Origin of the sequence: Insulibacter thermoxylanivorax, assembly GCF_015472005.1 — a bacterium.
Lineage (GTDB): Bacteria > Bacillota > Bacilli > Paenibacillales > DA-C8 > Insulibacter > Insulibacter thermoxylanivorax.
On sequence record NZ_BMAQ01000003.1, the window covers coordinates 20,468 to 35,339 of the forward strand.

The window sequence follows — 14,872 nt, forward strand, 5'->3', positions numbered from 1 at the left end:
GCTTCTTCTGATTCATCTGCATCACCATTCCTTCAGTCTGTTATGATCTTTGTAGGCTGTCCCAAATTCCCCATAGATACATAATGCCCAATGCCCGGTCATACAGCCCGTAGCCGGGACGGCACTCTTCATCCCAGATCTGTCTTCCATGGTCGGGACGGGCATATCCTTGGAAGTTGACTTCATGCAGCGCCCGCACGACCCCCGGGATGTCGATGGAACCGTCGGTGACCCGGTGCGAGGTCTCGATGAAATCACCATTGTCATATCTGCGTATATTGCGAATATGCACGAAAGGGATCCGATCGGCGAACTCACGAATCATCGCAGCAAGGTCATTCTGCGGATTCGCACCCAGAGAACCAGTGCATAATGTAAGACCATGGTATGGACTATCCACGAGCTGCAGGATGCGGCGCAGCTGATCATGGGTGCCGACGATTCGCGGCAATCCGAAGATCGACCACGGCGGATCATCGGGATGGAGCGCCATTCGAATCCCGTACCGCTCTGCCACAGGAATAATCTCATCCAGAAAATACTTCAAATTCTCCAGCAGATGTTCTTCCGTTACCCCGCGATAGGACTCAAACAGTTTCGACAGATGGGCAAGCCGTTCCGGTTCCCATCCCGGCATCGTGAAGTTTGGATTCTCATTGATCTTGTTGATCAATTCCTTGGGATCGATCTTATCGATCTTCTGCTTCTCATAGAACATCGCCGTTGAGCCGTCGGGCAGCTCCTTATGCAGATCGGTGCGCACCCAGTCGAACACCGGCATGAAGTTATAACAGATCGTCTTCACGCCGACCTTCGCCAGATGCTCGATCGTCTGTTTATAGTTCTCGATATATCGATCACGGGAAGGCCGGCCAAGCTTAATATCCTCATGCACATTGACGCTTTCGACTACTTCCAAGTGCAGCCCGAAGGCATCTGCTTCTTCCTTTACCTTCATGATCTCTTCAAGCGGCCACACTTCTCCAGCCGGAAGATGATGAAGAGCCCAGACGATCCCTTCTACACCTGGTATCTGGCGGATCTGTGCTAGACTTACCGTATCATTGCCCGTTCCAAACCAACGAAAGACCATCCTCATCCGGATTCACTCCCTAAACCATCGATTAAGCTGTCATCTAAGGCAGTTATCTTATGCTGTCATCTCATACTGTCATCTCAGACAAGCATAACATGCAACAACAGACAACCCACGACATCGAGCCGTCCTGCAGCCATTCGTTCAGACATGAACCATCCAGCTTTCGATCAATCCGTGAACCAATCCGGGTATTGTTTCTGCAGTTCCGGAAGTTCAAGGTGCAGCCATTGCAGATGATTCTCCAGCAAGGCCCCTGTCTGCTGTGCATCCCTCTTCTTGATCGCTTGCAGGATATCCTCGTGTTCTGCCACGACTAAACCCGATTTTGTCTTCTCTTTCAGTGTCAATAGACGCGCCCGATTCACATGGGCCCGCATCTGTTCAATCACATCGATCAAGGTTTCATTCTTCGTAATCGATATGATCGTCTTGTGAAATTCCTCATCCAGCTTAAGCAGCTTCTCATGTTCGCCTGCAAAGGCCGCATCCCTCTGCTGTTCGATCAACTGCAACAACGGCTCTTCATACTGTCTTGCAAGAAAAAGGTCCCACATGCGAGCTGCACGGACGAAGGCCCCCACTTCCAACTGTTCGCGGATGAACCAGGCCTCTTCAATCTTCCTTACTGAGATGAGCGACACCCTGGATCCCACTTGCGGGATAATCTCGATCAACCGTTCATTCGCCAAGAGACGCAGTGCTTCTCTAATCGGTGTTCGGCTGACCTGAAGCTGTTCTGCTATCTCATTCTCAGAGATCATCTCTCCCGGCTTACGCTGCATGAAGACGATCTCTTCCCGCAGATGTTCGTATACTTGTGCACTAAGCGTCTGTCTGGCAAAAGGCTTCGCAGGCAATTCATCACCTTCCTTCCGATGTGATTGATGGATTATTGGTGCATTATTACTGCGTTATTTCTGCATTATTGCTGCGTTATTGCTCCGATATTGTTGCGTTATTACAGCGTTATCGTCGCGTTATTTTTGCGATTGCTGGGGTATTGCTTCGCTATCGTAGTGTATGTGTGATGCTGATGCGTGATTGAAGCGCTTACTGTTTCGATGATAGATGATGACATATATCGTTGGACCAATCTCGCATATACTAGTATACTAGAATACTAGCATACTTGTATACAAGTTTAACAAGCATGGGATAGGTTGTCCAATAAGTCAGCGATGACTGATGGACAGCCTCACGCGTACGAATTGCGCTTATCCGTGCACACTCTCTGAGTCAACAGGATCTGTCGTCTCACGTACTTCATTCCGCCTTGACGCCTCTGAATCAACAGTAACTGTCGTCTCATACACCAATCCCGCTTCGACACAGCTGAGTCAACAGGATCTGTCGTCTCACACACCAGTCCTGCCACGACGTCACACCTGCCCCCATTTCGCTGCCTTCCGCAGTATTTACACACCCGTATTTGCACACTTAGAACATCCAAAACAAAAACAAAATCACAAAAGCCTCCCAACCTGCAGAGAGAATCCGCATGTCAGAAGGCCATCGATCGATTCGCTCCCTAAAGTTAAGGGGTATCCATAATAGCGATATATGAAACTTACAATACAGTGCAATGCGCAACAGAGCAGAGCTGGAGCACGAAATGGCTGCAGGCTGCAACGTTATCCATTCACCGTCTGCGAAACCGTCCGTTGTTCACGCACTTGCCGGCGGGCTGCTTCGATGATGTTCCGTGCGCGTTCAACATCCTCCGGCGTCCCATCCGGTACGTCATGCAGCTTGTATTCGAGACCAAGTTCCTCCCATTTGTAGATGCCCATCCGATGATAAGGAAGGATCTCGATCTTCTCCACATTCGGCAGTTCCTTCTCGATGAAGGTTCCAAGCTGCATTAAGTTATCCTCGCTGTCAGTTAGACCAGGGACCAGGACGAAGCGAATCCAAGCTGGCTGCTTGCGTTCGGCTAGATGGCGTGCGAAGCGATGAATTCGATCAAGAGGCTGAGAGGTCAACGCCTTATGCCGTTCTGCATCCATCTCCTTGAGATCGAGCATGACAAGATCCGTGTATTGCAGCAATTCATCAAGTACAGGGGAAGGTTCGCAGAAACCGCAGGTATCAAGGGCGGTATGCAATCCCCAGCGTTCTTTGACGGCTTTGAACAATTCGGCTACGAACGGTGCCTGCAGCGTCGGTTCACCGCCGGACACCGTCAATCCGCCGCCTGCTCGATCATAATACGGGATATAAGGTTCAATCTCTGCCAAGATCTCTTCCACGGTTACTTCTCTGCCGTCACTGGCATTCCACGTGTCCGGGTTGTGACAGTATAGGCAGCGCATCGCACAACCCTGCATGAATAAGACGAAACGGATGCCCGGCCCATCCACGGTGCCAAAGGTTTCTAATGAATGGATTCTGCCTGTTCTTGCAGCCATATTGATTCACTCTCCCTCTCCTGATCTCTATAAATAAAAGAAAGGGCGGAAAACTCTGCATCTCTGTTCCGCCCATTGCATGTCATACTACAACGTCATCTTTAGATTCTCTCGTGGAACGTACGGTTGATCACATCGAGCTGTTGTTCTCTGGTCAGCTTGATGAAGTTCACCGCATATCCGGAGACGCGGATCGTCAGCTGCGGATACTGCTCCGGATGTTCCATCGCATCGAGAAGCTGCTCGCGGTTGAAGACGTTGACGTTCAGGTGATGCGCTTGCTGCGACATATAGCCGTCCATCATCGCAACCAGGTTGTTGATGCGCTCATCCAGGTCGCGGCCAAGGGCCTTCGGCACGATGGAGAAGGTATTCGAGATCCCATCCAAGCTGTGCTCATAAGGCAGTTTTGCCACAGAATTCAGCGATGCCAGAGCACCCTTGCGGTCGCGTCCATGCATCGGGTTTGCACCAGGTGCGAATGGTTCGCCGGCTTTGCGGCCGTCCGGTGTCGTTCCCGTCTTCTTACCGTATACGACGTTGGACGTGATCGTCAGGATGGACAGCGTCGGGATCGAATTGCGATATGTCTTATGCTTGCGCAGTTTGTTCATGAATCTTTCTACGAGCTCTACAGCGATCTGGTCTACGCGGTCATCGTTGTTTCCGTATTGCGGATATTCTCCTTCGATGCGGAAGTCAACAGCGATGCCGTCCTCATTGCGGATCGGATACACTTTCGCGTATTTGATCGCGCTGAGGGAGTCAACCACAACGGATAGACCGGCGATTCCGCATGCCATCGTCCGGATGATCTCACGATCGTGCAGCGCCATCTCGATACGCTCGTAGCAATATTTGTCGTGCATGTAGTGAATGACGTTCAGCGTATTGATATAGAGCTTAGCCAACCACTCGAGCACGTCGTCGTAACGGCTCATGACCTCGTCGTAGTCGAGCACCTCGGATGTGATCTTCGGCATAACCGGTCCAACTTGCACGCCGGACTTCTCATCTACGCCGCCGTTGATCGCATAGAGCAGAGCCTTAGCCAGGTTAGCCCGTGCACCGAAGAATTGCATCTGCTTACCGATGCGCATCGCCGAGACGCAGCATGCGATGCCGTAGTCATCGCCGTAGATCGGACGCATGAGATCGTCGTTCTCGTATTGTATCGCACTGGTCTCGATGGATACCTTCGCGCAGTACTTCTTGAACGGCTCAGGCAATTGCTCGGACCATAGAACGGTCAGGTTCGGTTCCGGAGCCGGACCCAGGTTGTACAGCGTATGGAGGAAACGGAAGGAGTTGCGCGTTACACGCGTTCTGCCGTCCAATCCCATACCGCCGATCGATTCGGTTACCCAAGTCGGGTCGCCGGTGAACAGCTCGTTGTATTCCGGTGTACGCAGGAACTTCACGATCCGCAGTTTCATAACGAAATGGTCAACCAGCTCTTGAGCTTCCTTCTCCGTGAGTGTACCTTCTTGCAGGTCACGCTCGATATAGATGTCCAGGAAGCTGGAGACGCGTCCCAAGCTCATCGCTGCGCCGTTTTGTTCCTTGATCGCAGCCAGATACGCGAAGTACAGCCATTGGAAAGCTTCTCTTGCGTTCGCAGCAGGCTTCGAGATGTCGTATCCGTAGGAAGCAGCCATTTCTTTCAGCTCTCCCAGTGCTCGGATCTGTTCGGTCAGCTCCTCGCGATCACGGATCACATCATCGAGCATGACATCGACTTCGAGAAGTTCTTGTTCTTTTTTCTTCTGTTCGATCAGGAAATCAACACCATAAAGCGGAACTCTGCGGTAGTCACCGATGATCCGGCCGCGGCCGTATGCATCCGGCAGTCCCGTGATGATCCCCGCGGAACGCGCTCTGCGCATCTCCGGTGTATAAGCATCGAACACACCTTGGTTGTGTGTCTTGCGATACTTCGTGAAGATCTCGATCATCTCTTCAGGAACTTCAAATCCATACGCTTCGCAAGCTTGGATCATCATGCGGATACCGCCGAAAGGTTGGAAGGAACGTTTGAAAGGTTCATCCGTTTGCAATCCAACGATCTTCTCTTTGTCCTTGTCCAGATATCCAGGCTTGTGGGACGTAATCGTCGATACCGTGTTCACGTCAACATCAAGTACGCCGCCATTTTCCCGTTCTTTCTTGGACAGTTCTTGAATGATCTTCCAGAGCTCAACTGTTGCTTCGGTTGGTCCTTCAAGGAAAGACTCGTCGCCGTGGTACGGAGTTATATTCCTCGATATAAAATCGTTCACATCGATCTGGTTCATCCATTTGCCGAATTTGAATCCGCGCCATGGATGTTGACCGCTCGCTTGAATTGTTTCAGGTTCCTTAACTGCCATTGCAAGCACCTCCTAGCTCTTTTACTTGAAAGTATAGACTATTCCTTACGATCATAATGTGATAAATTTCACAAACAAATATCACAATTGTGAAAAGCGATTGAACTGCCCTCCAATCGCCCAAAATCCTTTAGAATCAAGGCTTTTCGATGTTATAGACTATACGCTAAAAACAGTAAATGAAAGGTTTTTCATTTCATTTATTTACTTTCAATAGGGGGCGAACATCTTTATTGAAAGGAAACGAACGGAATCCGTACTGCTGAATTTGTGCTAATATATGGCGGTAGAAGTGGTTTTTTCGCTGTATTTGAAGGGAATGATGAGGCATCGGATTTAGCAATATCGTTGCTCGTCCCACAAGAACAGCGGCGGAGATTACGAAACAAGAGTACAAGGAAGGTGCCGCCGCGCTGCTCGCCAAGATTGATCATTATCGGCCGAAGGTAGTCTGTTATGTCGGGAAAGGCGTCTATCAGCAGCTCACAGGACAACGACGGATCGAGTGGGGCATCCAAACTCAATCCGTCGTCAACGGGTTCTCCGCCCAGCTCTTTGATGCGATTGACCACCTTGATCGTGCCCAGCTTCGCATGTTTCTGAAATCTTTGCAACATCTCTTTCACTTGGGGATCCTTTGCATGCAGGATTAACTGCTCATACTGGTGGAGCCCCATATAACGTCCGCGCACGAAACGATTTAATTCGTTGATCACTTTCTGTTTATCGGGCTGGACCATCTTCTCCATCAGTCATCTTCCTTTCGGGCTGTTTGATCGCTTACTTACATACTTTCTTACGCTGTCTGCCTAAATGTAGTATGCCCGAAGCTGTCAGAACCATGTCGGCTCTTCGCATTAGAAGGGATAGATGAGCGGCATCACCAGTACCATGACGACACCGAGCAAGATTTGCAAGGGAAGGCCGACTTTCAGATAGTCGCTGAATGTATACCTTCCCGCAGACATCACCAAGGCGTTCGGCGGCGTTGAGAACGGCGAAGCGAAGCAGAAGCTGGAGGCTGCGGCGACTGCGATCATAAACGGATAGGGACTGACCCCGATCTGTACCGCTGCCGACAGCGCGATCGGGGCAAACAGGACAGCGGCAGCTGTGTTGCTGATGAACAGCGTGACGATGGACGCTGCTAAGTACAATCCAGCGAGCAGTGCCAGCGGACCATACTGCCCCAGACCCTGCACCAATCCCTCCGACAAGAGCGCCGCCGCACCGGTCTTCTCAATCGCGAGGGACATCGGAATCATCCCGCCGATCAGCACGATGCTCTCCCAGTTCACCGAGTTGTATGCTGCTTCCATGCTGCGGAGGCAGCCGGTTACGATCATCAAGATCGCAGCGATCAGCACGGCGATGACCGAAGGCAGCAGATCGAAGACCATCATGATCACCATGAGCAGCAGAATGCCGGCAGCGATCGGTGCCTTGTGATCCAGCGTTACCTTAGCCGCTTCCTGCAAAGGCTGCCCCACAACGACGACATGTTCCTGCTCCTGCGCAAGCTTGTCGAGATTGTCCCAGGTTCCTTGTACAAGCAAAGCATCGCCGAAGCGGATGCGCTCGTCTTTCAGATTCTGGAGAATATAGCTGCTGCCGCGCCGGATACCGAGGATATTCACATTGAACTTCTCCCGAAAGTTCGAATGTTTCACCTGTTTATCGATCAGTTTGGAATCAGGCGTCAGCAGCACCTCGGCGATGCCGATCTCATGGAACAACATATCCCGAATCCTGCCCTCGTCAAGCTTCTCCGTTGCTTGTGTATCCAGCAGCTGCAGCCCGCATTCCGCAGCGAATCGCTCTACCTGCTCGAAGGCTCCGAAGACATAGAGGATATCGCCGCTTTGGATCCAAGTCGCCGGCCCTGCCACCTCTTGGTTGATCGTCTTGAAGAACGGACTCTTCTGCGTCTTACGCCGAATCTCAACAACGCTGACCTGATACCGTCCCGTAATGTTCAGGTTAGCCAGCGGTTTCCGCAGAATCGGCGAATCTTCCAGCGCTTGAAGGCGGTATAAATTCTGTGCAATCTGATACTGCCGTGCCAATTCCTTCAGCGAGCGCCGCTTCGTATTGTGCTTCATCCCGCTGCGCTCCCGACCCTCTTTGACAAGCAGCTTGCTCAGCGGGATCATGAGGAGGGTTCCCGTAACCAAAGCGATGGTCCCAACGGGGGTCACGGAGAAGAAGCCCAGCTTGCCGTAGCCCGCAGTTTCCAGAGCTTCGGAGACGACAAGGTTTGCCGGTGTCCCGATCAAGGTCATAAGGCCGGAGATGCTGCTGGCGAAGGCAAGGGGCATGAGCAGCCGAGAGGCATTCATATCGGCGTTCATCGCCAGGCTGACCACGATCGGCAGCATCACGGCCACGGTGCCGGTATTGCTCACGAAGAAGCCGACCACGGATGTGACCAGGATGATCGTAACGAGCAGCTTCAGCTCGCTCTTGCCGGAGACCTGCAGGATCTTGCTGCTGACCATCTTGGCCAGCCCCGTCTGGAAGATGCCGCCGCCTACGACGAATAAGCCGATCATCATGACAACAACGGAATTCGAAAACCCGGACAACGCCTCGTTCGGCGTAAGGATATCGAAGACGACGAGCAGAACCATTGAGCTGACGGCGATGAGATCCGAACGGATCTTGCCGATCATGAACAATACAGCTGCTATGGCGAGTATGGTTAGGGTGATGATCATATCTGTTGTCATGGTTGTTTGCTGCCTCCGCTCGGGATGATTCTATGAAAGACGCTATGATGAATGACTTGCTAAGGATATTCGAGTAATCATGTTGAAACGAATGATAAAACGATCAAGTTTCCATTATATTTTTCGGTCTATTGTAGCACATTTGCAGGCAGAAAATTATGAAGATTTCTGTACAGATCGAGTAATAAAAGCCGGCCTCAATCCTGTATAGATCGAGTGCCGGCTGAGCCTTATGGCAGCCTCACTTTATCATTGGTCCTGTGATTTAGCTTGTGATTTCGTAACATGCTTTCATGCCGTCGTTTCGCGTATGATTCGCGTATTACTTCTTTGCACCAACAGCGCGGCGGATGAACAGAGCAACCGCTCCAAGTGCTGCAACGCCGCCGGCGATCCAAGCCCAGAGCATCGAGCTGCTTTGTGATTGCGATGTTGGAGCGATGGCATCGGCAGCTGTGCTCTCAGCCGGTGCAGAGATCGGCGCCATCTCCGGTACTTCTGTTCCCGCTCCTGCATCCCCCGCATCACTGCTCGCTGCATCCTCATCGCTGACAGATGCATCCGGCTTAACAGGTGCATAGATCAGTTCCGCATCCACAGCGGTACCAGCATCATCGGTACTGGATACAGGAGTATCAGGATCAACAGCAGGCAATGGATCCGTTACGGTGATTGCGACTTCACCTTCACCAGGCTCTGGACCGCCTACGACCATCGTCGAAAACCCGCCTTCATCCAGCGCCGGCTCAGGCATAAAGGTAATCGCTTGGACGCCTTCGACCACGTTCACTTCATCATCGCCGAACAGAGCATAGAGCTCATTGGCAAAGCTGTCATCATAAGGGGTGATGCCGATCTCGAGTTTCCCAGCCATCGGCCCTGTATGGGTAACCGTAAAGCCCATGTCATTGAATTTCTCGAGACCGCCTTGTTCGAAGATATATGCGTCGATCTCACGATGCTTCTCCGCGAGGGCAGGATCCTCGTATCCTTGCCCAACGTAACCAGCGGATACGCCGGCTCCTTGCTCTGTGAGGATTGGTTCAGCGGCAAATGCCGAACCTGCACTGATCAGCGTTACATAAGCACCTGCTAATACACCTTTTGCGATTTTCCAAGTATATTTTTTCATATTTATTTCCCTCCATTTATGATCTTCATGGTTTATATCTAAATTTTCATATCTAAATTTTCTTCATCGTTTTATCTAAACGCTCACTCTGTGCTATCCAAACAACACGATCCAACCATCTATTGATCAACCGCGGTGTTCATCACCGATGCTGCGATCTGAATAAGCAATTCGGAATCGAGATCCCCCGATATACTCAGCTCCGCTTCTTCCGTTAACCATCGGATCTCTGCTGCGCCGTCGTTCATCGAGAGATAGCCCTGCGTGCCATTCCATGCAACTGGCTCACCGGCCAGATCAGTATGAAGCTGGGGACCGTTGATCTTCTTCTGAGTGAAGACGAAGCTGTGATCCGCGGATGCATAGGTAATGTTGATCTGCAAGGCATCCTCCGCATACAGGCCCGTGATTGCCGTTATCTCATAATGATCAGGAATAAAGGTTGGCAGTTGCAGATCTGCACCGTACACCTGACGTGCTTCTGCAAGATCCGCGATCTCCCACGCACCTGATTCCATCGTCGTCGTTTCAGCGCTGTCCTTCGGGGTTTCCAAGGTGTGGAATGTCTCCATCTGCTCATTTTCCGCGTCGCCGCTGATGGGTTGATTGATCTCGATCGTATAGTGCTCGATCTTCATCAGATCCCCTGGGTCCCGCTCCGCGAACAAACCGCTTAAGGAGAATGCTGCAATAGCAGTAACGGAAGCCGCGGACACAGCAGCGATAAGGCGATGCGCTTTGCGTAAGCGCAGGGAACGTGTTCGAGTTCGGGATCGAATCTGGCTTTCATCCAGCTCTATGACTGTTGGGGCACTAACTGTTGAAACATCCGTCCTGCCTTCCTCGGCTCGAATCCTCTCTCTTACTTGAGCCTTCAATCGTTCATCGAATACGAGATCGGCGAACAAGACCTCATCGGCTTCTTCCCGGAACTTCCTGCCCAAGTCACGCTCATTCATCGGTGCCATCCCTCCTCTTGTAGGTATTGACCCAGCAGTTCGCGGGCTCTATGAAGCCTTGTGCGAACTGTACCCTCAGGAGAGTGAGTCAATTGTGATATCTCTTTGGTTGATAACTCCAAGTAATAATAGAGGTATAGAACCTCGTGATATTGCGCTGGGAGTTTCATCATATGGCGAAGAATCGTCGTCCGATTCAGACGCTGCATCGTCTCTTCTTCGGCGCTGGCATAGTTCGAAGACTTGAGCAGCACGGGATCATATGGCTCTTCGAGACGCGATTTGAGTCCCAGCCGATCTCTGCAGAGACGGATGGTGATCGTCATCAGCCATGTTTTGACACTGCTCTCACCACGGAAGTTCGGCCATCCGCGGTAGGCGCGCAGGAAGGCCTCCTGAGCAACATCTTCCGCCAGATGCCGATCTCCCAGATAGAAGTACGCAGTCCTTAGCAGGTCATTGCCGTACTCCTTCATCATCAGCTCGAGTGCAGAGGACGGTTCTTCGGGATAGCTTGTTATCTTGCGGCCGGCCAGCCCCACTGTTGACCACCTCCAACCTATTAGACGGAGGAGGGTTGCATTTCGCTACATGATTTTCAAGAAAAGTACTGGGAAATGGAGGGAATGGGTTTGTGCAGAGGAAAAAAGGAGATCCCGCAGGACCTCCCAAGTGTACTGAAAAGTATATTCGATTAACGTTCGTTAAGCAGATCTAGAGGGAAATGTTGAGCAGATCGTGACAACCGTAACATCATTCATCATCGGAATACATGCATTCGAAGCGCCATGCGTCCCGGCACATCTCTTCTAAACCGCGCTTGGCCGTCCAGTTCAGCTCCCGCATCGCCTTCGTGACATCCGCATAGCTCTCCGCTACATCCCCGGGACGACGCGCAGTGATCTCATAGGGGATCTCGACCCCGTTCACTTCTTCAAAGGTCCTGACCAGCTGAAGGACCGAGGTGCCTTGACCTGTACCGAGGTTATATACATGGGCGCCCTCGACGAGATGTTCCAATGCTGCCATATGCCCCTCAGCCAAGTCAACAACATGAATATAATCCCTGACGCCGGTTCCATCGATCGTTGGATAATCATCACCGAACACACGCAGCTTGTCCAGCTTGCCCTTGGCTACCTGTGTGATGTACGGCATCAGATTGTTCGGAATCCCGTTCGGCGCTTCTCCGATCAACCCGCTCTCATGCGCTCCTATAGGGTTAAAGTATCGCAACAGAGATACTGCAAACTGCGGATGTGCCTTCGCCGCATCGGTCAGGATGCGTTCGCACATCGCCTTGGTCTCGCCGTATGGATTCGTAGTGGGACGCATCGGCATCGTCTCAACCAAAGGGACTTCGTTGTCCCCATATACCGTTGCCGACGAGCTGAAGACAAACTTGCCCACTCCAAGGCGGATGCAAGCTTTCGCCAGCACGATAGTGCTGAGCACGTTATTCTGATAATACTCAAGAGGTTTATGTACGGACTCTCCCACCGCCTTCAGCCCGGCGAAGTGAATCACGCCATCGATTCGATGCTCTGTGAAGACCTGTTCCACCGCTTCTTCATCCGTCACATCAATCTCATAGAAAGCAAAGTCCCGCTTCGTAATCTCACGAATTCGATCTAACACCTGCCTGCGGCTGTTTACAAAGTTATCGGCGACGATGACGTCATATCCGTTCTCCAATAACGTCACACAAGTGTGTGATCCTATGTATCCCGCTCCGCCTGTGATGAGGATCTTCATATTCCCGCTCCTTATCATCCATGATTTCGAATGGGTTCAATCATGTTAGTATGTGTTGAAGCTGTCTCGTATATGAAGATTATACCTAATATCACAGGGGAGAGGGTGATGATTCATTATGGATATTTGCATTCCGAGATGATAGTTTTTGTCGACTCACATTCTAATTCAGCATCTTCAGGCTTAAATCGATAAATCCTATCGATTCACACCTCCATCCAAACACAAAAAAAACTGCCGACATCACGATACGATCAGCACTTTAACCAGCCGCATCCTCTCTCGCTATCTACATTAGACCAAGGCTCAGCGGCTACTTCTGATCAAATACACCAGCCCGATGCATCACCGTTACCAATCGATAGAAGTCAAGGCTGCCGCCGTCCGGTGTGTCGATATATCCGGCTCGTACCGCCGCATCCACTGCTTCCTTCGCCCAATCCGGCACTTCTATCTGGTGCATACGCTCCAACTGCTGCAACCGCCGCTGCAGTTCAGCGTTCAGCTTCACCTGTTCGGCCGTTTGCCGCTCCAACTCCGCGATTCTCTCCATGGCCTGTTCAGCCTCCTTGTCGTAGATTTCAAGATTGTACGTACGCATAATCGATCTGAGCTTATTTGCGTACTGAGGATCCGTCGCATATCCCGATGCTTGCAGCATCGCTGCCTGTTCATCCGGCGACCTGGCATCGATCACCCGCTGATAACGGCTTGGATTATTTATAAATAACAGCGCCTGATCCTTCAGGCAGTCTTCAATCGAATCATAAACCCGCCAATCCGCTGGTACATGATCATACCTTACGCCGTCTATGACTTCCCACGTCTCCCGCGAAACTATGCGGCCATCCCAATACGGAGTGCGCCGACCGCTGCCTGCCTTATAGCCAACGATGTTGTTCCAAGGATGGATCTTCCCGCCCGTTTCTAACATCGTCTGGGCTATGCTCACACTCGGAAACAACACACCGCCGTCAACCCGGACTTTAACTGCTACAGGAGCAACTGCGGCTATAAACTCTTCCCGTGTCACTTCATCCACTCCCTTCTTATGCGGCAATAAACCTTCTTACAAAGGGATGTTCTGTTGATTCACTTAAGTTTACTGGTCAAGCGGTTGTGATTCATTTCAATGACACTATCGACCTTCACGTCTCGAATCACTGCTTAATATCAAAGTATTCATGAACCAATACCGATGCGCTGGACATCCATGGAAACTTCATATCATGGAACCTGCATATTTAATAAAAAAACCGCTGCCCAATATGGACAACGGTACTAATACAATTTTACTCAATCTCAAACAAAGCAAAATAAAGGATTCCTTCTAAAAATATAGAATTAGACATTCATTGGAGTAGTTCCCATGATCGACCTAATCGATCATAGGGGTTTGGCTATACTCAAGACCCATCACGATCTCGCCGCATCGCCGATCAGCTTGCTCCACCACTCGCGATTCGCTTGATACCAAGCGACAGTCTCCACCAGACCGGTCTCGAAAGTGTGTTTCGGCTTCCAGCCGAGTTCCTGCTGGATCTTCGTCGAATCAATCGCATAGCGGTAATCGTGGCCCAGCCGGTCCTCTACGAATTCGATCAAGGACTCCGGTTTGCCGAGCAGCGCGAGGATTCGCTTCACGATATCAATGTTACGGTGCTCATTGTGTCCGCCGATATTGTAAACCTCGCCGATCCTCCCGTGCCGCAGCACGAGATCCACAGCTGCACAGTGGTCTTTCACATGCAGCCAGTCCCGTATATTGCGCCCGTCGCCGTATACGGGCAGCGGCTGATCATGGAGAGCACGGATGATCATCAGCGGGATTAATTTCTCCGGATATTGATAAGGACCGTAGTTATTGGAACAGCGAGTGATCATCACCGGCAGGCCGTAGGTTTCATAGTATGCCCGGACCAGGAGATCCCCGGACGCCTTGCTTGCGGAATAGGGACTGTTCGGTTTCAGGGGCGTCTCCTCTGTGAAGTATCCTTGATCCCCTAGAGTACCGTATACCTCATCCGTGGAGATCTGCACGAAACGCTGAACGCCGCGGCGGCGCGCCGTCTCGAGCAGCACCTGCGTGCCGACGACATTCGTCTCCACGAAGGCGCGGGAATCCTGGATACTTCGATCCACATGGGATTCCGCTGCGAAGTTCACAACCGCTTCGATCTGATATTCCTGCCAGATTCGATCCACCAGTTCCGCATCACAGATATTCCCCTTTATAAAGGTATATCGAGGATGTCCCTCGACTTCTCGCAGATTATCCAGATTGCCGGCATAAGTGAGCAGGTCGTAATTGATGATATGGATATCCTCATGTTCCCGCAGCATATAATGCACGAAATTGCTTCCGATAAATCCTGCTCCGCCGGTCACCAATAGTCTCATGATAAGACTCCTCCCAGGATA

General features: G+C 51.2%; 13 protein-coding genes. 1 reads left to right on the plus strand and 12 read right to left on the minus strand.

Translation table 11 applies throughout. The features are described 5' to 3' along the window. Positions 1 to 40: 40 nt before the first annotated feature. Both uxuA and PRECH8_RS01755 read right to left on the minus strand, forming a co-directional pair. On the minus strand, positions 41 to 1,099 hold the full coding sequence (gene uxuA / locus PRECH8_RS01750; RefSeq protein ID WP_200965360.1) for a mannonate dehydratase: 1,059 nt from the start codon (positions 1,097 to 1,099) through the stop codon (positions 41 to 43). A gap of 167 nt (positions 1,100 to 1,266) precedes the next feature. After that, positions 1,267 to 1,956, minus strand: a complete 690-nt coding sequence (locus PRECH8_RS01755; RefSeq protein WP_200965361.1) for a GntR family transcriptional regulator — start codon at positions 1,954 to 1,956, stop codon at positions 1,267 to 1,269. Positions 1,957 to 1,976: 20 nt separating this feature from the next. Here PRECH8_RS01755 and PRECH8_RS01760 point away from each other — a divergent pair, with 20 nt between their 5' ends. Next, positions 1,977 to 2,144, plus strand: a complete 168-nt coding sequence (locus PRECH8_RS01760) for a hypothetical protein (RefSeq protein WP_200965362.1) — start codon at positions 1,977 to 1,979, stop codon at positions 2,142 to 2,144. A gap of 586 nt (positions 2,145 to 2,730) precedes the next feature. Here PRECH8_RS01760 and pflA read toward each other — a convergent pair. The 10 genes from pflA to rfbB all read right to left on the minus strand — a co-directional run bounded on the left by pflA (position 2,731) and on the right by rfbB (position 14,851). Continuing rightward, entirely contained in the window at positions 2,731 to 3,507 is a 777-nt protein-coding gene (gene pflA, locus PRECH8_RS01765; protein WP_200965363.1) for a pyruvate formate-lyase-activating protein, read from the minus strand. Positions 3,508 to 3,608: 101 nt separating this feature from the next. Further along, positions 3,609 to 5,876 carry a formate C-acetyltransferase gene (gene pflB / locus PRECH8_RS01770; RefSeq protein ID WP_200965364.1) on the minus strand — a complete coding sequence of 756 codons (2,268 nt, stop codon included), beginning with the start codon at positions 5,874 to 5,876 and terminating at the stop codon, positions 3,609 to 3,611. Positions 5,877 to 6,106: 230 nt separating this feature from the next. After that, positions 6,107 to 6,625 carry a DUF2383 domain-containing protein gene (locus tag PRECH8_RS01775; protein WP_200965365.1) on the minus strand — a complete coding sequence of 173 codons (519 nt, stop codon included), beginning with the start codon at positions 6,623 to 6,625 and terminating at the stop codon, positions 6,107 to 6,109. A 108-nt stretch (positions 6,626 to 6,733) separates the two neighbouring features. Further along, complete coding sequence (locus PRECH8_RS01780; protein ID WP_200965366.1) at positions 6,734 to 8,605, minus strand: SLC13 family permease; 1,872 nt, start codon at positions 8,603 to 8,605, stop codon at positions 6,734 to 6,736. A 322-nt stretch (positions 8,606 to 8,927) separates the two neighbouring features. After that, positions 8,928 to 9,737, minus strand: a complete 810-nt coding sequence (locus PRECH8_RS01785; protein WP_200965367.1) for a hypothetical protein — start codon at positions 9,735 to 9,737, stop codon at positions 8,928 to 8,930. Positions 9,738 to 9,856: 119 nt separating this feature from the next. Beyond that, positions 9,857 to 10,696 carry a hypothetical protein gene (locus tag PRECH8_RS01790; RefSeq protein WP_200965368.1) on the minus strand — a complete coding sequence of 280 codons (840 nt, stop codon included), beginning with the start codon at positions 10,694 to 10,696 and terminating at the stop codon, positions 9,857 to 9,859. Next, positions 10,693 to 11,238, minus strand: a complete 546-nt coding sequence (locus PRECH8_RS01795; protein ID WP_242457382.1) for a sigma-70 family RNA polymerase sigma factor — start codon at positions 11,236 to 11,238, stop codon at positions 10,693 to 10,695. Before PRECH8_RS01795 ends, PRECH8_RS01790 begins: the two co-directional genes overlap by 4 nt. Positions 11,239 to 11,449: 211 nt before the next feature. Next, positions 11,450 to 12,451 carry a UDP-glucose 4-epimerase GalE gene (gene galE, locus PRECH8_RS01800; protein WP_200965369.1) on the minus strand — a complete coding sequence of 334 codons (1,002 nt, stop codon included), beginning with the start codon at positions 12,449 to 12,451 and terminating at the stop codon, positions 11,450 to 11,452. Positions 12,452 to 12,764: 313 nt separating this feature from the next. Beyond that, positions 12,765 to 13,511 carry a glycoside hydrolase family 73 protein gene (locus PRECH8_RS01805; protein WP_242457383.1) on the minus strand — a complete coding sequence of 249 codons (747 nt, stop codon included), beginning with the start codon at positions 13,509 to 13,511 and terminating at the stop codon, positions 12,765 to 12,767. A 356-nt stretch (positions 13,512 to 13,867) separates the two neighbouring features. Next, complete coding sequence (gene rfbB, locus PRECH8_RS01810; protein ID WP_200965370.1) at positions 13,868 to 14,851, minus strand: dTDP-glucose 4,6-dehydratase; 984 nt, start codon at positions 14,849 to 14,851, stop codon at positions 13,868 to 13,870. Positions 14,852 to 14,872 lie beyond the last annotated feature (21 nt).

Bases quoted from the DNA above. Each gene is read 5' to 3' on its own strand.
- pflA (WP_200965363.1), bottom strand. From the start codon at position 3,507: ATGGCTGCAAGAACAGGCAGAATCCATTCATTAGAAACCTTTGGCACC.
- PRECH8_RS01780 (WP_200965366.1), bottom strand. From the start codon at position 8,605: ATGACAACAGATATGATCATCACCCTAACCATACTCGCCATAGCAGCT.
- uxuA (WP_200965360.1), bottom strand. From the start codon at position 1,099: ATGAGGATGGTCTTTCGTTGGTTTGGAACGGGCAATGATACGGTAAGT.
- galE (WP_200965369.1), bottom strand. From the start codon at position 12,451: ATGAAGATCCTCATCACAGGCGGAGCGGGATACATAGGATCACACACT.
- pflB (WP_200965364.1), bottom strand. From the start codon at position 5,876: ATGGCAGTTAAGGAACCTGAAACAATTCAAGCGAGCGGTCAACATCCA.
- PRECH8_RS01785 (WP_200965367.1), bottom strand. From the start codon at position 9,737: ATGAAAAAATATACTTGGAAAATCGCAAAAGGTGTATTAGCAGGTGCT.
- PRECH8_RS01775 (WP_200965365.1), bottom strand. From the start codon at position 6,625: ATGGAGAAGATGGTCCAGCCCGATAAACAGAAAGTGATCAACGAATTA.
- PRECH8_RS01790 (WP_200965368.1), bottom strand. From the start codon at position 10,696: ATGAATGAGCGTGACTTGGGCAGGAAGTTCCGGGAAGAAGCCGATGAG.
- rfbB (WP_200965370.1), bottom strand. From the start codon at position 14,851: ATGAGACTATTGGTGACCGGCGGAGCAGGATTTATCGGAAGCAATTTC.